Below are 18,621 nucleotides of genomic sequence, written 5' to 3'. Positions count from 1 at the left end.
TCGTTCGAGGACTTAACCAAATGAATCAAGCATACTTGCCAAACTTACATTATCCAGTTTTGAAGGAATGATTTCTTTCTAACCAAATAGTCCGGTAATGATGGCGAAGAGGCCACACCCGTTCCCATTCCGAACACGGAAGTTAAGCTCTTCAGCGCCGATGGTAGTTGGGACGCGAGTCCCTGTGAGAGTAGGACGTTGCCGGGCAATTCATATTGTTCCGCAGTAGCTCAGTGGTAGAGCACTCGGCTGTTAACCGAGCGGTCGTAGGTTCGAATCCTACCTGCGGAGCCATTTTTTTGTCCTGTTTATTGTGCTTCCATAGCTCAGCAGGTAGAGCACTTCCATGGTAAGGAAGAGGTCAGCGGTTCGAGCCCGCTTGGAAGCTCTCGAAAGTAGTTATGACTTTAACATCTTATGAATGGCCCCTTGGTCAAGCGGTTAAGACACCGCCCTTTCACGGCGGTAACACGGGTTCGAATCCCGTAGGGGTCACCAATTAATATGGAGGATTAGCTCAGCTGGGAGAGCATCTGCCTTACAAGCAGAGGGTCGGCGGTTCGATCCCGTCATCCTCCACCATTTAAACCAAAAATATTACCAAAAAATACTTGGTGAAATTATAATCCATATAGGTTATACTAACTAAGTGTTCCTCAAAAGAAGGTTTAAAACTAATATGCCGGTGTAGCTCAATTGGTAGAGCAACTGACTTGTAATCAGTAGGTTGGGGGTTCAAGTCCTCTTGCCGGCACTCTTAATATCGGAGGGGTAGCGAAGTGGCTAAACGCGGCGGACTGTAAATCCGCTCCTTCGGGTTCGGCAGTTCGAATCTGCCCCCCTCCACCATTATTTTAATAAGCTTTGAGTAATGGACAAGATATTGTCCCTTTTTTTCTTTTTGGGCTATAGCCAAGCGGTAAGGCAACGGACTTTGACTCCGTCATTCGTAGGTTCGAATCCTGCTAGCCCAGCCATTTAGAGCCATTAGCTCAGTCGGTAGAGCATCTGACTTTTAATCAGAGGGTCGAAGGTTCGAGTCCTTCATGGCTCATTTTGCGGAAGTAGTTCAGTGGTAGAACATCACCTTGCCAAGGTGGGGGTCGCGGGTTCGAATCCCGTCTTCCGCTCCAAAATTTTATACGACTATTTTAAACCTTAAATGCATTGCATTTTAAGGTTTTTTTTATTATAAAAACCATTAAGCCCTGCGATAAGAAGAATTGGCACGCATCAAAAGCAAGAATTAAACTATTCAGCTACCGTTTTATTGGTACTAAAGAGGCTCTTTACTCTTGAGAAACGATTTGCGAGACTGAACTAAGCTAATAAGGTATGATAGAAGTTAAGTGTGTACTTTTAAAACCATTATATAAGCGATCTATAGATTAAAGAGTATTAGCATAAAGGTTCGGTGAATGACATTGCCTGATCGATAGGGGAAAAGGTGCTCTTTAAGTAATGCCAGTACGTTTGAAGAAGTTAATCTGGTTATGATATATATCAACAAATCCTGTCGATTATATATAGATGTTTTATAAAGAATCTACGGTTTGTTTGAGAGGTAGGTTAATTCAAGAATAAGGCATGGGGTCAAACGTAAAGAAAAACGACATTGAATGATAAATAGTGAAGGGCACAGGAGAAAATTTATATGACTGTCTCCTGGCTGTATACTTAGTACAGTAAAAGTTGACCCTTATCCGGAATGGATGAGGCAATGAATAGGGCCTATTCATTCTGGGTCTAAATATAATGAGTGAAACTAATACCAATTGGGATTTTGTTAGCCGTCAGTGGATACCAGAGATCATCATTCCACAAAGAAAAGCAGCAACCTTTTTAGGATTACTGCTTTACATATCTTGTGTGAGTTTGATAGAGATTGATTAATGAGTCCAGTTCAGTACTTGCTTTGATGACATCAGAGTCAAGCATTGAAGTTGAAGAGGCAAGTAGTATCATTCTTTGGCGGCATTGTTCAATATCCTTCATAAGTATATGTAGTTCCAAGTCTTCACTCCTATCTGCAAGAGGTTTTGTTACCTTTATTACCCATATTTATAAAGATTAAACAGTGTGTCAATGTAAAAAACAAAAATTATTTTTTATTGAAACTTTTCTCAAGGCCAGTGCGTATAAATGCTGAAGGCCGCCAATGCGGAGGATGGACAATTTGGAAGGACTTATTAAAGAAAGAATACAGGAAGTGCTGGGTGGTAAACAACAGGCATATGAAGACATCGTTCAGTTTTATAAAGACAGAGTATTTCAATTGTGCTATCGCATGCTGGGTGACCGCCATGAAGCAGAGGATGTGGCACAGGAAGCTTTTTTACGGGCATATATGAATATACACACTTTCCAGATGAACCGAAAGTTCTCCACCTGGTTATACCGGATTGCTACAAATTTATGTATAGACCGTATACGTAAAAAGAAGCCGGATTATTATCTCGATGCAGAAGTAGCAGGTACAGAGGGGCTTGATATGTATTCACAGATTCCATCGGATACAAAGTTACCTGAGGATGAACTGGAGAGTTTAGAGCTTAAAGAAAAAATGCAAAAGGAAATTCAGAATCTGCCTGAAAAATACCGCTCAGTTATTGTATTAAAATATGTGGATGAGCTATCTCTGAAAGAAATTAGTGAAATCCTTAATTTACCGGTAGGAACCGTGAAAACACGAATTCATAGGGGAAGAGATGCACTGAGAAAATCGATGCGATCTATATAAATGAGGTGGATTAAAATGAAACAATGCCCAGAAAACATCGCAGATTATATGCATGATTATCTCGACGATGACATTAATGAAGAACATTCCAATGTGCTTCTTTCGCATATAGCAGAATGTGATAAGTGTAAGAAAACCTTTCACGAGTTGAGTAAAACAGTTGCCTTTCTTCAAAGTAACCATATTACAGCACCTAGCGGATTTACCGCAAATGTAATGAGAAATCTACCTAAACAATCGAAAAGGCGAAGGTTTGAAAAATGGCTGCAGCGCAATCCAGTGTTAATTGCCGCTTCGCTCTTTATTCTATTGATGGGCAGTAGCTTATTTTCCTATTGGGGAGAGGATGAACAGTTCTCATTCTCTAAAGACCCTAACTTGGTCGTCGAAGGACAAACTGTGATTGTTCCGGAAGGAAAGACGGTCAAAGGGGACCTTGTTGTCAAAAATGGAGATATAAAAGTTGAGGGCAAAGTCAATGGGAACGTAACGGTTATTAATGGAGATAACTATTTAGCAGGAGCTGGTGAAGTGACTGGAAATATAGAAGAGATTGATCAACTGTTTGAATGGATTTGGTTTCATACTAAGGATATAGCATCAAGAGTTTTTTAATCTATAGATAGAAATAGACCTATTTAAGGCAATCCACCACGGATGGCCTTTTTCTTTTTCTATCAATGAATTTGGGACTGAATTCTTAGAGTTTGTGGAACAGTATGTTATAATAGTGGGGTTATACAACATAGCGGTATATACACCGTTCATGGGAAAGGACATGACTGGAGGAAATGACATGCCGTTTCTAAACAACTTTTCTTTATTAGATTATATTATAAACATAACCGACATCTTTCTCGTTTGGTTTGTTTTTTATAAATTATTGCAAATTATTAAAGGGACAAAAGCCGTACAGCTATTACGTGGAATCCTTTTAATTGTGATTGGACGCTTTGCGAGTGAAATCCTTGGCTTAAATACAATGAGCTATTTAATGGAAAATGTAATGACTTGGGGAGTTTTAGCCATCATTATTATCTTTCAGCCTGAATTACGACGAGCGCTCGAACAGTTGGGGAGAGGCCGTTTATTTTCCAGGACAAATTTTCAGGAAGAGAATGTGCAGGAGCAAACAATTGAAGCTATTATTAAATCGACAACCTATATGGCCAAGCGCCGGATTGGTGCCCTTCTTTCAATTGAAAGAGAGACGGGTCTTAATGATTATATTGAGACAGGTATACGTCTCGATTCCAGAGTGTCATCTGAGTTATTAATTAATATTTTTATACCGAATACACCACTGCACGATGGAGCGGTAATTCTGCAAAATGGCACAGTTGCTGCAGCAGCATGTTATCTTCCTTTATCTGAAAGCCCATTTGTTTCAAAGGAACTGGGAACAAGGCACAGGGCGGCGCTGGGAATAAGTGAAGTTACCGACAGCTTGACAATCGTTGTTTCGGAAGAGACAGGGAATATTTCTTTAACGAAAAACGGAGAGCTTTATCGGAATCTTTCGTTAGATGAACTGCAAAATATGCTTGAAAATGAATTGTCCATAAATAATAAAACGACCTCTTCGAATCTTTGGAATTGGAGGTCGAGAAAAGATGGATAAACTTATTTCTAGCAGTTGGTTTATGAAAATTGGGGCTTTTCTGATTGCACTATTCCTATTTTTCTCTGTCAATAGTAACCCAATCAATAATTCCAGTAATCCTTATAATACACCTTCAAGCACAGAAACAGCCACGATTAAAAACGTGCCTGTTGAGGTTTATTATGATACCGATAATTTAATTGTCAGCGGGATACCCGAAACTCTGGATATTACGATTGAGGGACCTAAGAGTATAGTTATAACTGCTAAATCTACAATGGACTTTGAGATTTATGTAGACTTATCCGATCCTAAAATTGGTTCTCAAAAGGTACCAATCAAGGTAAAGAATTTATCGGATAAAATTAACTATACACTGACACAGGCCAATGCAACAGCAGTGGTAGAGGAGAAGGTAACAGAGAACTTCAAAGTCGAGGCTGAATTTGATAAAACACTATTAGCAGAAGGATATTCATCAGACCCGCCATATCTAAGTCCAACAGAAGTGGAAATAACGGGTGCCAAGAGCCATGTCGATAAGGTTTCTGTTGTAAAAGCAACTGTTAAAACGGACTCACATGTAACGAATGATATTCTAACTGAAGCAACAGTACAGGCATTTGATAGCAATATGAACTTGTTAGATGTGAATATTGAACCTAGTACAGTTGATATCTCGATAAATGTAAACAGTCCTTCAAAAGAGGTCAGCCTATCTGCTAAAGCTACAGGAGCACCGCCTGAAGGAGTTAAAATTGAAAGTATTAAAATTGATTCGGAGACAGCTACCATCTATGGAGGAGAATCCATTCTTAAAGATATAAAGGAGATAACGGTACCTGTTGATGTCAGCAATATTGATGAGGATACTGTAATTGAAATTCCAGTCAGCTTGCCTGATGGAGTGGTTGGATCTTCTATAGATACGGTTAAAGTGACAATTAAGATAAAGAAGGAAAATACTCAAACAATCTCGAATATACCTATTGAAATAAAGGGACTAGACAATGAGAAATATGAGGCGGAAATTCTTAATCCTTCAAAAGGGATGGTGGACCTGGCCATTGAAGGCGAGGCATCTAAGATTAAATCCCTGAAATCCAGTGATTTTGATATATTTATCGAGGTAAAAGAGTTAAATGTAGGAAACCATACAGTACCCTTAAAGGTGAATGCACCAGATGAGGTACATTGGGAACTGCCTAACAATAGTAAGACAATTACAGTGGAAATCTCAGAAAAAAGTTCAGATGGATAACAACCTACACTCTTTCATAAGACAGTTAGGTATATATAGGCAATAAAATATGAAGTGTATTAGTAGAAGGAGAGATTTTTAATGGGTAAATATTTCGGTACAGATGGTGTGAGGGGTGTAGCAAATAGCGAACTGACACCGGAGCTTGCTTTTAAGCTAGGCCGATTTGGAGGATATGTGTTAACAAAACATAATGAAAACCGTCCAAAAGTAATCATTGGCCGTGATACAAGAATATCCGGCTTCATGCTGGAAAGTGCCCTTGTAGCAGGTCTGCTCTCAATTGGAGCGGAGGTCATGCGCTTGGGAATCGTTTCAACACCTGGAGTTGCTTATTTAACAAAAGCATTAGGCGCAGAAGCAGGTGTAATGATTTCTGCCTCCCATAACCCTGTAGCGGATAATGGTATTAAATTCTTCGGATCTGATGGGTTTAAGCTTTCAGATGATCAGGAAGAAGAGATTGAAGCATTATTAGATATGGAAGAAGATCAACTCCCAAGACCAATCGGAGAAAACATTGGTAGAATCAATGATTACCTCGAAGGTGGGCAAAAATATATTCAATACTTAAAACAAACGGCGGACGAGGATTTCACAAATATCCATGTAGCCCTCGATTGTGCACACGGAGCTACTTCTTCTTTAGCAACACACTTGTTTGCTGATTTAGATGCTGATGTTTCGACTATGGGTGCTTCACCAAATGGTCTTAATATTAATGAAGGAGTCGGATCCACGCATCCAGATAAGCTGGCTGAATTTGTTCTCGAAAAGGGAGCGGATGTTGGTCTGGCTTTTGATGGAGATGGAGATCGATTAATAGCTGTCGATGAGAAAGGTAAAATCGTTGATGGAGATCAAATTATGTTCATTTGTGCAAAATACATGAAAGAACATAACCGTCTTAAGCATAATACAGTTGTTTCAACAGTTATGAGTAATATGGGATTTTATAAAGAATTAGATGTAAACCAAATCTTAAGTGCGCAGACAGCTGTTGGAGATCGGTATGTTGTAGAAGAAATGAAAAAAGGTGGATATAATCTTGGCGGAGAGCAATCAGGGCATATTATTTTCCTTGATTACAATACAACAGGAGACGGATTGCTGACAGGTGTACAGCTCATTAATATTATGAAGCTGACAGGTAAGCCACTTTCAGAACTTGCAGGCGAAATGAAAGTTTATCCACAAAAACTTGTTAATATCCGTGTAACAGATAAGCATCATGTAACGGATAATGATAAAGTGAAGGCAATTATTGATCAAGTGGAAGAGGAAATGAGCGGAAACGGGAGAATTCTTGTTAGACCGTCCGGAACTGAACCACTCGTTCGTGTAATGGCTGAGGCACCTACACAGGAACAATGCGATCAATACGTTGAGAGAATTGCCGATGTTGTAAGGGCAGAGATGGGCTTATAATAATAATCAATAACAATTAATGCATAAGGGGAACAGTTCTTCCTCTTATGCATATTTTATATATGTATAGCTGAATTATGAGATTTAAATGTATATTTTTGTAAATGTTGACGGAATGAGAGCAAATAGTGTATGCTGAAAATTGAGTTCAAAATAGAAGAGGAGGGAAGATGTTATTTAGTTAGTAAAGCGCCAGGACTGGAGTAACCCAGTTGACGAGGTGGAGGTTATCGATCTTTCGGCGGATGCCTTCCGGTTGCATGCACAACTGACCCTCTTTTTACTAAATCAGTTTGGTGACAAATTGGACAGAATAAAAAGAGATGCATATATCAACTAAAAATTATTCAGAGATAAGGGGGCAAGTGTGCCCCCCTGGGCATTCTTGTTCCCTTCATCTTTTTTATAGGAGGATAAACAAGTATGTGTGGAATCGTAGGATATATTGGACATCAAGATGCTAAAGAAATTTTACTAAAAGGCTTAGAAAAGCTTGAATATAGAGGATATGATTCAGCTGGTATTGCTGTTATGAATGAGAACGGTGTACATGTGTTCAAAGAAAAAGGAAGAATAGCTGATTTACGTGAAAGCGTAGATTCATCTGTACAATCTTCTAAAGGAATTGGACACACTCGCTGGGCAACTCATGGAGTACCAAGCATAAGAAATGCTCACCCTCACCAAAGTTCGAATGGGCGTTTTACGATCGTTCATAACGGTGTAATTGAGAACTATGAATTATTAAAGAGGGAGTACCTTCAAGATACTGATTTAGTGAGTGATACGGATACTGAGGTAATCGTTCAGCTTATCAGCAAATTTGTTGAAGAAGGACTTAACGTAGAAGCAGCTTTTGCAAAGGCTCTGGGTCTATTGCATGGTTCATATGCAATTGGCTTATTGGATGCACAAGATGAAGAAATCATTTATGTAGCTAAAAATAAAAGCCCATTATTAGTAGGTGTAGGTGCTGATTTCAATGTAATCGCTAGTGATGCGATGGCTATGCTGCAAGTAACAGACCAGTTTGTTGAACTTATGGATAAAGAAATTGTTCTTGTTACAAAAGATCAAATCACCATTAAACAATTGGACGGTACAGTAGTTACTCGTGAGCCTTACACAGCACAGCTGGATGCAAGCGATATTGAAAAAGGAACGTATCCGCACTACATGCTAAAAGAAATTGATGAGCAGCCTTTAGTAACTCGTAAAATCATTCAAGCTTATCAGAATGAAGCGGGTGAGCTAAAAATAGACGACGCAATTATTAATGCGATAAATGAAGCGGATCGTCTGTACATTGTTGCTTGTGGAACAAGCTATCATGCTGGCCTTGTTGGAAAACAAATGTTTGAAAAAATGGCGAAAGTACCGGTAGAAGTTCATGTAGCTTCCGAATTTGGCTACAATATGCCTTTACTATCAGAAAAACCATTGTTCATTTTCATTTCCCAAAGCGGAGAAACAGCAGATAGCCGTGCCGTACTTGTGCAAGTAAAAGAGATGGGCTACAAAGCCTTAACGATTACTAATGTACCTGGGTCAACATTGTCTCGTGAAGCTGACTTTACGTTGTTATTACATGCTGGTCCTGAAATTGCGGTTGCATCTACTAAAGCATACACAGCACAAATGGCTGTATTAACAATCCTGGCGGCTGTTGTGGCGAAAGAAAAAAATCAATTAGCAGATTTTGATGTAGTAAAAGAATTGGGAATCGTTGCGAACGCAATGGAGGCTCTATGTGATGACAAAGATAAATTCGAAATGATTGCACGCGAATATCTTGCTGTTACACGTAATTGTTTCTTTATTGGACGTTCTGTCGATTATTTCGTTGGCCTTGAGGGTGCGTTGAAGCTAAAAGAAATTTCCTATATTCAAGCGGAAGGCTTTGCCGGCGGTGAACTAAAACACGGTACAATTGCCTTAATTGAAGAAGGAACACCTGTTATTGCTTTGGCAACACAGGAAGCTGTAAACTTAAGCATCCGTGGTAACGTAAAAGAAGTGGTTGCACGTGGCGCTAACCCTTGCATCATTTCCATGAAGGGACTTGATCAAGAAGGAGACGCATACGTACTTCCAGAAGTTAACCCAATGTTAACACCTCTTATCTCTGTAATACCATTACAACTAATTGCTTACTATGCATCCCTTCACCGTGGCTGTGATGTGGATAAACCTCGTAATCTAGCAAAATCGGTTACGGTTGAGTAAGGAATCAATATAGTATAAACTCAATACCCAGCTACTCTTCGTTTGAAGGGAGCTGGGTTTTTTGAATTTGATAGAGGAAATTTTAGATGTACAATTAGTAAACTCATCCTTACTAGGTTATTTCTAAAGGTTAAGACTAAATGGGCTGTACACAAGAGCAAGTATATCTGGCTTCCCAGTACAGCCTATTTGTATATTCATACTCCCTAATTTACGAAAAATATAGAGGAGAATACAAATATAAGTTTGATAGACTAATGAGTCTGCACAGTTTACATATTACTAAGCCGGTAATGATTTAATTTTGTTGAAGAGTTAGTAACTGTTTTCTCAAACAAATCACTCTTATAACGGAATACTATCCTTTAATAAAATTATACAAAACTTATATTTTTTCTATATATTTTGGTTTAAGTATCCGTGATTACGTGAATATAGTAAATGATTACAAAAAACTTACAAAGGGGAAATGAAAATTGAGTATTTTACAGAAAATAGCACTTGTATTAACGATCATTGGAGCTATAAATTGGGGGCTGATAGGTTTGTTTCAATTTGATCTTGTAGCAACTTTATTTGGAGGACAGGATGCCATTCTTTCTCGAATCGTCTATGCGTTAGTAGGTATTGCTGGTTTAACTAATATTGGGTTGCTCTTTGCTCCATCAAAGGAATCACGTATTGCGGCTTAATGATAATTTTAATCTCCCCCCTCTTTAAAGAGGGGGGTTGTTTATGGGAAGATAGATGAGCTGACTAAAGATGAGGTCCTTTTCCTTGGACCTCTATTTGCCTAATGGGTGAACCTCAGGTGAGCTAATGAATTTTTATAGAGAAGAACGTAAGCGGTATATACATATTCTTGTTTAAGTTAGAAAATGGATAAAAAGTTCAAAATTGAGTAAGACACAGATAGCCCCGTGTAGTATCTTTTTATAGCTTCCCTCTTCATCCTCCTTTTAGCATAAATTTAAAAAGGTCGGCATATCGACCAAATTCATAAATGAAAATGATTGACAACATTCTGTAAAATCATGTAATGTATTATGTAACCGGTTACATATGGTACCGGTACCATATTTTGTTTGGAGATAAAATGGCTACTATAAAAGATGTTGCAAAGTATGCAGGAGTTTCTGTAGCGACTGTATCGAGATATTTAAATCAAGGCTACATAAGCGAAAAGGCACGTATGCAAGTAGAGGATGCAATCAAAGAATTAGGATATCGGCCCAGTATAATTGCTAGATCCTTGAATACAAAGCAGACAAATGCAATTGGGCTCATCATACCAGATATAACAAACCCTTTCTTTCCAGAGCTGGCAAGAGCAGTGGAAGACGCAGCATATGAAAATGGCTACACGGTTATTCTCTGCAATACAGATGAGCAGGCGGAGAAAGAACGCCAATACATTGAAACACTAACGAGAAAGTATATAGCAGGTATTATTTTGGCAACAAACGAGTTGGATAAGGAATATTACAAAAGCCTTAATGTCCCATTAGTGGCGCTTGATCGGTCAATTGGCGAAGGTTTTCCTACAGTAATGACCCAGAATATAGAAGGGGCGAAACTCGGATCTGAATTTTTGCTTAGGCAGCAAATCAATCATCTTGTTTGTTTACGCGGCCCAGATGGACTGAAGCCGGCTGATGATCGATTGAAAGGATTTTTACAAGCTACTGAAACCAGCCAGATTAAAACTACTATACTTGAGTGTCCATTTGATTTTAATGAGGCTGAGCAGATTGTTTTTAAATTATTGAAGGAGGACTCATCGATTGATGCAATTTTTGCCTGCAGTGATGTTTCGGCAATAGGAGCATTAAAAGCAGCCCATTCTCTCAAAATAACAGTGCCCGATCAATTGCAAATTCTCGGATTTGATGGGATTATGCTTGGACAGATGACGACACCTGGGTTATCGACAGTAGCACAAAATATTTATGAGCTTGGTTCTAAAGCAACTAAATTACTGATTAAACAAATTGATGGAGAATTACTCGAACAAATGACTGAATTTGTAGCTCCGCAATTAACCATAAGAGATTCAACAAAGGGGGCAATTCAATGATTACCATAATAGGGAGTATAAATATGGACTTAGTTTGCCAATCAGGGCTATTCCCTCAGCAGGGTGAAACAGTACTGGGAGAGCGGTTTGAAACAATTCCTGGTGGAAAAGGAGCTAATCAAGCAGTTGCTGCAGCCCGCTTAGGCAGCCAGGTTGCGATGATCGGTGCAGTGGGTAACGATAGCTTTGGTGACATGCTGATTGATAACCTTGAAAAAGAAAAAATTGATACAAATGGTGTAAGCAAGGTATCTGAAAGCACTGGTATAGCTAATATCATTGTGCATAATCAGGATAACCGCATTATTGTTGTGCCAGGTGCGAATTTTAAAGTAGATAAGACCTTGATAGACAAACACCGCAGGACAATTGAACGGTCAAAACTGGTCATCATGCAGCTTGAAATTCCGGTGGAAACAGTAGAATACACTTTGGATTTATGTTCCGAATTAAAGGTTCCCGTAATTGTAAATCCTGCTCCAGCCCAAAATTTCCGAGTGGAATGGATGGATAAGATTACGTTTTTAACACCTAATGAAACAGAATGCAATGTAATATTGGGTCTTTCAGCAGAACAAGCAGTTAGAGAGTACCCAAATAAATTAATAGTGACCTTGGGAGATAAAGGAGCTATGTATAGTGATGGTAATGAGATTATCCATGTAGAAGGATACAGAACGACCCCGGTTGATACGACGGGTGCAGGCGACACATTTAATGGCGCTTTTGCTCATGCCTATGTAAACGGAAAATCTCTTAATGATGCAACTCATTTTGCCAATATTGCAGCTTCGTTATCGGTTGAAGGATTTGGCGCTCAAGGCGGAATGCCTGGAATAGATGCGGTTGAGGCAAGGTTAAGGGGGAAGCTTGATGAAGAAAAAGGGAATCATTAATCGTGAATTAGCCGGTATTTTTGCCAAGCTTGGCCATACAGATCAGATTGTGATTGCTGATTGCGGACTTCCAATTCCAGATGGAACTGTATGTATCGACTTAGCCTATAAGCTCGGAGAACCAGGATTCATTCCTGTTTTGGAAGAGGTTTTAAAAGATTTGGAAGTAGAGCAGGTCTTTATAGCAGAGGAAATGAAGGAAACAAATCCTGATATAAACCACTACGTTCATGAATGCTTCAATGATATACAGAAGGTAACGCATGAGCAATTTAAAATACAAACAAAGGCAGCTAAAGTAATCATTCGTACCGGTGAAGCTTCGCCATATGCAAATATTATTTTACAGAGTGGCGTTATTTTTTAACAGAGGGTGGGTGAACGGCAAATGATTCAGATGTCCGGTATTTCAAAAGCATTCAGTGGTAATGTCGTACTCAGGGATGTCCAATTTGAATTGCTTAACGGAGAAATTCATGCGCTTATGGGAGAGAATGGAGCAGGAAAATCTACACTGATGAAAATCATGTCAGGTATTTATACGAAGGACAGCGGAGAGGTAAGAGTCGACGGTCAATTGATGGATTTTAAGTCGGCGAAGGATTCTGAGAACCAGGGTATCCATGTGATTCATCAGGAGTTAAATATTTTACCTGACCTTACCGTGGCCGAAAATCTATTTCTCGGCAAGGAACTAGAGTATGGACTTGGAGTTTTGAAACGTAAAGAAATGGAACAGGAAACAAAAAGGCTATTGAAAAAGCTAGGCCTGGATGTTCATCCACGGACCAGAGCGGGAGACTTATCGGTCGGGAAGCAACAAATTATTGAGATTGCAAAAGCGATTGCTTCTGAAGCCAAATATATTGTTATGGATGAACCTACTGCTGCCTTGACAGACCGTGAAATTCAAACCCTGTTTAAAACAGTTAGAGAGCTGAAAAGCAAGGGAATTTCATTCGTCTATATTTCCCACCGTATGGAAGAGATATTTGCAATTTGTGATCGGATTACGGTATTGCGTGATGGAGAATATGTAGGAGTGAAGGAAATCTCGGAGACAACATTCGATGAAATCGTTGCTATGATGGTTGGACGTCAGTTAGGAGAACGATTCCCTTCCAGAAATGCCAAGATAGGCAACAAGAAGCTGGAGGTGAAGGGTTTAAGTGCGGATAATGCCTTTCAGGATGTGTCATTTACCTTGCATCAAGGGGAGGTATTGGCACTCTCAGGATTGATGGGGGCTGGTAGAACTGAAATAGCAGAAGCTCTATTTGGACATAGGAAATCTACCCAGGGGGAGATTTTTATTGATGGTCAGAAGGTCCAAATTAAAACTCCCATAGAAGCTATGAAGCTTGGAATTGGTTTGGTGACAGAGGATCGAAAATCAAAGGGATTAATATTAGATTTCTCAATTAAAGAGAATATTATGTTGGCAAATTTAGAAAAGGGCTCTAAAGCTAGCGTTATACAGCCAGGCAAGGAGAATGAGTTTGTTCAAAATTACATAAATCAGTTACGAATACGCTCCTCTGGTGCAGAACAAATCGTTAAGTCTCTATCAGGCGGTAATCAACAAAAGGTTGTTATTGCCAAGTGGCTCGGCACTCAACCAAAAATTCTGATTCTGGATGAACCGACACGAGGGGTTGATATTGGCGCTAAGAAGGAAATCTATCACATTATCAATCAATTAGCCGAGGCTGGGGTAGCTATTTTAATGATTTCTTCAGAACTACCGGAAGTCATAGGTATGGCGGATAGAGTGCTAGTGATGCGGGAAGGTAAATTGACAGGGGTAGTAGAGAAGAAAGATATGACACAAGAAAGAATCATGCATTTTGCGACAGGGGGAGAGAAGATTGTCTAAAGTGAACTACAAAAAGTGGCTTTCCAAGCTAGGTCCGCTATTTGGTCTATTGTTATTAATTGTGGTAATTACAATCATGAATCCGAGTTTCTTGACGGTCTCAAATATTTTAAACGTTTTACGACAAGTTACAATTAGCGGGCTGATTGCATTTGGGATGACATTTGTGGTCTTGACTGGGGGAATTGACCTTTCTGTCGGCTCTACATTGGCATTGACCGGTGCAGTGGCAGCAAGCCTTCTTGCCAGTGGTACAGATCCAATCATAGCAATGGGTGCTGCTCTAATACTTGGGTTAATCCTGGGTGCAATTAATGGAGTGATCATTACAAAAGGAAAAGTTGCCCCATTTATTGCTACTTTAGCAACAATGACTATTTATCGCGGATTAACGCTTGTTTATACGGAAGGAAAGCCAGTTTCGGGGCTGGGTGACTCTCTTACTTTCCAAATGTTTGGTAAAGGATATTTATTAGGAATTCCTGTTCCTGTTGTTACAACAATTTTGGCCTTCATTATATTATATTTCATTCTCCATAAGACAACTTTTGGCCGCCGAGTTTATGCTGTAGGTGGAAATGAAGACGCTTCCAAGCTATCTGGAATCAATACGGATCGAGTGAAAATTTGGGTTTACGCAATTACAGGTCTTTTAGCCTCTGTCTCAGCATTAATTTTAACATCACGTCTGAATTCAGCTCAGCCGACTGCTGGAGAATCCTATGAGTTGGATGCGATTGCCGCAGTTGTTTTAGGGGGTACTTCGCTAACTGGAGGACGTGGTTGGATATTCGGTACATTAGTAGGTGTATTGATAATCGGAGTACTGAATAATGGAATGAATTTAATTGGGGTTTCATCATTCTTCCAACAGGTTGTGAAGGGTGCAGTTATATTAATGGCAGTTCTTTTAGATCGCAAAAAACAAGCATAAAAGGGAGTGTATTAAATGAAAAAGTATTCATTAATTCTGTTGGCAGCAATGTTATCTGTTGTGTTGGCAGCCTGTTCAATGGAATCAGGAAGCAAATCAGAATCCAAGTCATCCAAGGAAAAAGGAGATATGGTTATCGGGTTCTCAGTATCTACATTAAACAATCCGTTCTTCGTGTCACTAAGCGAAGCTGCTGAAGAAAAAGCGGATAGCCTTGATGCAAAGATAACAGTAGTAGATGCTCAAGATGATGCTTCTAAGCAAGCGTCTGACGTAGAGGATTTAATTCAGCAAAAAGTTGATATGATCATGATTAATCCTGTAGATTCTTCTGCGGTTTCTTCAGCGGTTGAATCAGCTAATAGCGCTGGGATTCCAGTTATTACAGTAGACAGATCATCTGAGGGTGGAGAAGTTATATCTCATATAGCATCCGATAATAAGGCGGGCGGTAAATTAGCAGGCGAATATTTACTTACTTTAGTAGAAAAAGGTGCTCAGATTGCTGTGTTAGAAGGGATAGCTGGTTCATCAGCTGCTATTGACCGTGGAGAAGGATTTAATGAAGCAGTAAAAGAATCAGTAGAGATTAAAGCTAGCCAAACTGCTAATTTTGATAGATCAGAAGGATTAACAGTTATGGAAAACATTCTTCAGGCTAATCCAGATATTGAAGCAGTATTCGCACAAAATGATGAGATGGCTCTTGGAGCTCTAGAAGCAATTGAAGGAAGCGGTAAAGATATTATCGTTATTGGCTTTGATGCGACAGATGATGCATTGAAAAAGGTTGAATCCGGTGAGATGGCTGCTACCGTTGCTCAACAGCCAGATTTAATTGGTGAAAAAGCAGTTGAGGCTGCCGTAAATCATTTAGACGGCAAAGAAATCGATAAAGCTATACCTGTAGAGCTTAAGCTTATAAAAAAATAATAGATTTCTGTATATTTGTTAACTGAAAGAATAGATTTAGAGTGTCTTTACAATGGACAGTTGTCGATAGAGTCGGCAGCTGTTTTTTTGTGTGCATATTAATAAAACGGGAACTCTTTTACCCTTCAAAATCATTTGCCAGTAGATAGAAGAAAGACGTACTTTTATTGCTGTATCTTTCATATAAATATAAAACTTGGACAATATGGAGGAATGCAAATGAACTGGGATGAAGAATATGACGTTATAGTAGTAGGCAGTGGTGCGGGAGGATTGGTAGCAGCTATTACATCTGCGTATGGCGGTCTTCGCACAGCTATTATTGAAAAAGGATCTGTATGGGGTGGTTCATCGGCTTTATCTGGCGGAGGTTTGTGGATTCCAAATAATCATGTTTCGAAAAATGCTGGCTTACAGGACAGTGAAGAAGAAGCTCTTACTTATATGCAAGAAATAATAGAGGACACAGGGCCAGCATCTACGTATGAGCGAAAAGAGGCCTATGTGAAAAATGGTCACAGGATGGTAAAGTTTTTAGAGGATTTAGGGATGAAGTGGGTAGCGGGCTCATTGTATCCAGATTATTATCCTGAAAGACCTGGTGGTAAAATAGGTCGCTCCATTGAGGCGGAAATTGTTGATGCTAGGCTTTTAGCAGAGAACGAAGAGACCTTGCGAACGGGTGAGCTTGAGGCTCCGATGCCCATCTATTCCGGCAAAGTAGCCTCTTTACCAAAAGCCTTTACAAATGCAAAAGATTTTAACACGGTTGTCGGTATGTTCCTGAATGGATTTAAGCATAAGATCAAAGGTGAACATGCTATATCGATTGGAGGCGGATTGGTCAGCCGTTTACTCATAATTGCAAAGAAATATCAAGTCCCACTGATGTTATCTACACCCTTAAAGGATTTAATCATGGAGGAAGATAAAATTGTAGGGGTCGAGGCAGAAAAAGAGGGGAAACCATATTTTATCAAGTGTCGGTCAGTGATTTTGGCGGGTGGAGGATTTGAACGAAATCTGGAGCTGCGCAAAAAATATCATCATGTAGGAACAGACTGGACAGCTGCAAGTCCGGATAACACAGGAGATATGCTGTTAATCGCAGAAAAGCATAACTTAGATACTGCTTTATTGGATGATGCCTGGTGGGGACCTACAGCGATTGACGCAAGCGGTGCCCGAAAATTCCTTGTGCATGAACGTTCAATGCCACATTGTATAATAGTGGATCAAACGGGAGAACGTTATTTTAACGAGTCACAATCTTATACAGATGCTGGCCATGCGATTCTTGAAAGGCAAGAAAAGAATGGGAAAGCGATTCACTCATGGCTTATTATGGAGAGCAGACATCGAAATAAGTATTTGTTTGGTAACATGCTCCCAAGAAGAACTCCTAAAAGTGCAATTGAAAGCGGATTCTTAATTAAAGCGAATTCCATTGAAGAATTGGCGGAGAAATGCAAAATTAACATAGAGGGGTTAAAAAATACGGCTAACAGGTTTAATGATTTTTCAAAAAAAGGGTTGGATGAAGATTTTGGGCGTGGAAACTCAGTTTATGATAATTATTACGGCGATCCTACTTATAAAAATCCTAACCTGGGTGCTATTGAAAAACCGCCATTCTATGCCTGTAAAATTTATCCTGGTGATTTAGGGACAAAAGGCGGAATTGTAGCTAATGAACATGGGCAAGCTCTTCGCAATGGATTACCGATAGAAGGGTTATATGCAACTGGAAATTGTTCAGCATCCGTTATGGGACGTGTATATGCTGGTCCAGGTGCCACATTAGGACCATCAACGGTATTTGGCTATATATCCGCTAACCATATTAAAGAGAAACTACTAGTATCAGCTGAATAAGCCTTAGAGCTCGATATTTCACCAACGCACTCTGTATTAAGTATTAAAATCAACTCCGGTTTGAAAGTCTTCCTCTACTTGATAAAGGAAGACTTTTTGAGTTCGCTAAAATTCTTTCTTATTATTAGTTAAAATGATTTTTTCTATTAAATCAGCCATCATACATGCTTGTTTTTTTCCAAGATTTATATAAAGACGGTGCCTCCCTAACAAGATGAAGCTTATAATAGACTCAGGACATATTGTACTTGAAAGTAGGAATGTAATTCATGAGTTCGAATGAAGATAAACCTTTTCGGGAGATGGGGATAAAAGAAAAGATTACAACTGTGGTGATTATCTGCCTAATTGTACTCATTCCTTTGTCGTTTGTGTTGGGTGTTACTTACTTTAGTTTTGCGGGCTTTTTTAGATTGTTTGGGGGAGAGTATGACTCTCGATTTACACTCTTCCTATTTGTTGTGTTTCTCTTTTTGCTTGGTTTGGTGTTGGATTTGTTTTCAATGGTGCTTGTTAAATTATCAAAACTCTATATATCTGGGACCTACCAATTATTCGCTGTGAAGTTTCTGTTTAACTGTATCTTTAGTTGGCTGACTATTTATACAGTAGACGAATTTATGGGTCGCATTACAGTTCCTTTTATAGTGGAAATAATCGTGGTTATTTTTATGTTCTTCCTTGAAGAGGCTTTAGAGCAGAAGGAAACTTGAAAGACTATTAATATTTAAATACATATAATTGGTAAAAAATTTTATTATTAATCTGCTTA

Annotated in this window: 16 protein-coding genes, 9 tRNA genes and 1 rRNA gene; 25 read left to right on the top strand and 1 reads right to left on the bottom strand. The window is 39.2% G+C overall.

All coding sequences use genetic code 11. The features are described 5' to 3' along the window. Positions 1-90: 90 nt before the first annotated feature. The 10 genes from rrf to AC4G3O_RS17420 all read left to right on the top strand — a co-directional run bounded on the left by rrf (position 91) and on the right by AC4G3O_RS17420 (position 1,133). Positions 91-207 (top strand): 5S ribosomal RNA (rrf, locus tag AC4G3O_RS17465). 12 nt (positions 208-219) lie between these two features. After that, a tRNA-Asn gene (locus AC4G3O_RS17460) sits at positions 220-294 on the top strand. 21 nt (positions 295-315) lie between these two features. After that, positions 316-388: transfer RNA gene (locus AC4G3O_RS17455), tRNA-Thr, on the top strand. Between the two features lie 35 nt (positions 389-423). Then, positions 424-498: transfer RNA gene (locus AC4G3O_RS17450), tRNA-Glu, on the top strand. A gap of 8 nt (positions 499-506) precedes the next feature. Beyond that, a tRNA-Val gene (locus AC4G3O_RS17445) sits at positions 507-582 on the top strand. A 99-nt stretch (positions 583-681) separates the two neighbouring features. Next, a tRNA-Thr gene (locus AC4G3O_RS17440) sits at positions 682-754 on the top strand. Between the two features lie 11 nt (positions 755-765). Continuing rightward, positions 766-849 (top strand) — tRNA-Tyr (locus AC4G3O_RS17435). A 53-nt stretch (positions 850-902) separates the two neighbouring features. Continuing rightward, positions 903-977, top strand: a tRNA-Gln gene (locus AC4G3O_RS17430). A 4-nt stretch (positions 978-981) separates the two neighbouring features. Next, positions 982-1,054 (top strand) — tRNA-Lys (locus tag AC4G3O_RS17425). Between the two features lie 4 nt (positions 1,055-1,058). Beyond that, a tRNA-Gly gene (locus tag AC4G3O_RS17420) sits at positions 1,059-1,133 on the top strand. Positions 1,134-1,848: 715 nt separating this feature from the next. Here AC4G3O_RS17420 and AC4G3O_RS17415 read toward each other — a convergent pair. Beyond that, entirely contained in the window at positions 1,849-2,013 is a 165-nt protein-coding gene (locus AC4G3O_RS17415) for an aspartyl-phosphate phosphatase Spo0E family protein (protein WP_077247995.1), read from the bottom strand. A gap of 163 nt (positions 2,014-2,176) precedes the next feature. On the opposite strand from AC4G3O_RS17415, the gene sigW reads away from it, so the two are divergent. The 15 genes from sigW (at position 2,177) to AC4G3O_RS17340 (ending at position 18,562) form a co-directional block, all read left to right on the top strand. Further along, positions 2,177-2,740, top strand: coding sequence for an RNA polymerase sigma factor SigW (gene sigW, locus AC4G3O_RS17410; RefSeq protein ID WP_066102665.1), 564 nt, complete (start codon positions 2,177-2,179; stop codon positions 2,738-2,740). A 15-nt stretch (positions 2,741-2,755) separates the two neighbouring features. Beyond that, positions 2,756-3,355, top strand: a complete 600-nt coding sequence (locus AC4G3O_RS17405; RefSeq protein ID WP_491136508.1) for a zf-HC2 domain-containing protein — start codon at positions 2,756-2,758, stop codon at positions 3,353-3,355. 181 nt (positions 3,356-3,536) lie between these two features. Beyond that, positions 3,537-4,361, top strand: a complete 825-nt coding sequence (gene cdaA, locus AC4G3O_RS17400) for a diadenylate cyclase CdaA (protein ID WP_066102658.1) — start codon at positions 3,537-3,539, stop codon at positions 4,359-4,361. Next, positions 4,354-5,604: a CdaR family protein gene (locus AC4G3O_RS17395; RefSeq protein WP_066102655.1), complete on the top strand. Its 1,251-nt coding sequence runs from the start codon at positions 4,354-4,356 to the stop codon at positions 5,602-5,604. Before cdaA ends, AC4G3O_RS17395 begins: the two co-directional genes overlap by 8 nt. A gap of 81 nt (positions 5,605-5,685) precedes the next feature. Further along, entirely contained in the window at positions 5,686-7,032 is a 1,347-nt protein-coding gene (gene glmM / locus AC4G3O_RS17390) for a phosphoglucosamine mutase (protein ID WP_066102649.1), read from the top strand. A gap of 423 nt (positions 7,033-7,455) precedes the next feature. Then, complete coding sequence (gene glmS, locus AC4G3O_RS17385; RefSeq protein ID WP_066102646.1) at positions 7,456-9,258, top strand: glutamine--fructose-6-phosphate transaminase (isomerizing); 1,803 nt, start codon at positions 7,456-7,458, stop codon at positions 9,256-9,258. 476 nt (positions 9,259-9,734) lie between these two features. Then, on the top strand, positions 9,735-9,950 hold the full coding sequence (locus AC4G3O_RS17380; protein WP_066102643.1) for a DUF378 domain-containing protein: 216 nt from the start codon (positions 9,735-9,737) through the stop codon (positions 9,948-9,950). Between the two features lie 404 nt (positions 9,951-10,354). After that, positions 10,355-11,335 (top strand): LacI family DNA-binding transcriptional regulator, encoded by a 981-nt coding sequence (locus AC4G3O_RS17375; protein ID WP_066102639.1) that lies wholly within the window; start codon positions 10,355-10,357, stop codon positions 11,333-11,335. Further along, the gene (gene rbsK / locus AC4G3O_RS17370; RefSeq protein ID WP_066102636.1) at positions 11,332-12,231 is read left to right on the top strand and encodes a ribokinase; all 900 of its coding nucleotides are present in this window, start codon (positions 11,332-11,334) and stop codon (positions 12,229-12,231) included. Before AC4G3O_RS17375 ends, rbsK begins: the two co-directional genes overlap by 4 nt. Beyond that, a complete protein-coding gene (gene rbsD / locus AC4G3O_RS17365; protein WP_066102633.1) occupies positions 12,209-12,598 on the top strand; it encodes a D-ribose pyranase in 390 nt (129 codons plus the stop codon). The genes rbsK and rbsD overlap by 23 nt, the downstream gene beginning before the upstream one ends. Positions 12,599-12,619: 21 nt before the next feature. Further along, positions 12,620-14,107, top strand: a complete 1,488-nt coding sequence (locus AC4G3O_RS17360; protein ID WP_491136507.1) for a sugar ABC transporter ATP-binding protein — start codon at positions 12,620-12,622, stop codon at positions 14,105-14,107. A 1-nt stretch (position 14,108) separates the two neighbouring features. Then, positions 14,109-15,041 carry an ABC transporter permease subunit gene (locus AC4G3O_RS17355; protein WP_373925508.1) on the top strand — a complete coding sequence of 311 codons (933 nt, stop codon included), beginning with the start codon at positions 14,109-14,111 and terminating at the stop codon, positions 15,039-15,041. A 15-nt stretch (positions 15,042-15,056) separates the two neighbouring features. Continuing rightward, positions 15,057-15,974 (top strand): ribose ABC transporter substrate-binding protein RbsB, encoded by a 918-nt coding sequence (gene rbsB, locus AC4G3O_RS17350; protein ID WP_491136506.1) that lies wholly within the window; start codon positions 15,057-15,059, stop codon positions 15,972-15,974. Between the two features lie 219 nt (positions 15,975-16,193). After that, positions 16,194-17,849, top strand: a complete 1,656-nt coding sequence (locus AC4G3O_RS17345; protein WP_175354242.1) for an FAD-dependent oxidoreductase — start codon at positions 16,194-16,196, stop codon at positions 17,847-17,849. A 269-nt stretch (positions 17,850-18,118) separates the two neighbouring features. Continuing rightward, entirely contained in the window at positions 18,119-18,562 is a 444-nt protein-coding gene (locus AC4G3O_RS17340; protein WP_139892855.1) for a YrvL family regulatory protein, read from the top strand. Positions 18,563-18,621: the final 59 nt, after the last annotated feature.

It is taken from the genome of Bacillus sp. z14 (2026), assembly GCF_058313575.1.
Note: the sequence above shows the minus strand (reverse complement) of the source record. Positions and strands in the feature narration are given on the sequence as shown.

Excerpts from the sequence above, each read along its gene's own strand:
- AC4G3O_RS17405 (WP_491136508.1), top strand. The coding sequence starts at position 2,756 with ATGAAACAATGCCCAGAAAACATCGCAGATTATATGCATGATTATCTC.
- cdaA (WP_066102658.1), top strand. The coding sequence starts at position 3,537 with ATGCCGTTTCTAAACAACTTTTCTTTATTAGATTATATTATAAACATA.
- AC4G3O_RS17395 (WP_066102655.1), top strand. The coding sequence starts at position 4,354 with ATGGATAAACTTATTTCTAGCAGTTGGTTTATGAAAATTGGGGCTTTT.
- glmM (WP_066102649.1), top strand. The coding sequence starts at position 5,686 with ATGGGTAAATATTTCGGTACAGATGGTGTGAGGGGTGTAGCAAATAGC.
- glmS (WP_066102646.1), top strand. The coding sequence starts at position 7,456 with ATGTGTGGAATCGTAGGATATATTGGACATCAAGATGCTAAAGAAATT.
- AC4G3O_RS17375 (WP_066102639.1), top strand. The coding sequence starts at position 10,355 with ATGGCTACTATAAAAGATGTTGCAAAGTATGCAGGAGTTTCTGTAGCG.
- rbsK (WP_066102636.1), top strand. The coding sequence starts at position 11,332 with ATGATTACCATAATAGGGAGTATAAATATGGACTTAGTTTGCCAATCA.
- rbsD (WP_066102633.1), top strand. The coding sequence starts at position 12,209 with ATGAAGAAAAAGGGAATCATTAATCGTGAATTAGCCGGTATTTTTGCC.
- AC4G3O_RS17360 (WP_491136507.1), top strand. The coding sequence starts at position 12,620 with ATGATTCAGATGTCCGGTATTTCAAAAGCATTCAGTGGTAATGTCGTA.
- rbsB (WP_491136506.1), top strand. The coding sequence starts at position 15,057 with ATGAAAAAGTATTCATTAATTCTGTTGGCAGCAATGTTATCTGTTGTG.
- AC4G3O_RS17345 (WP_175354242.1), top strand. The coding sequence starts at position 16,194 with ATGAACTGGGATGAAGAATATGACGTTATAGTAGTAGGCAGTGGTGCG.
- AC4G3O_RS17340 (WP_139892855.1), top strand. The coding sequence starts at position 18,119 with ATGAGTTCGAATGAAGATAAACCTTTTCGGGAGATGGGGATAAAAGAA.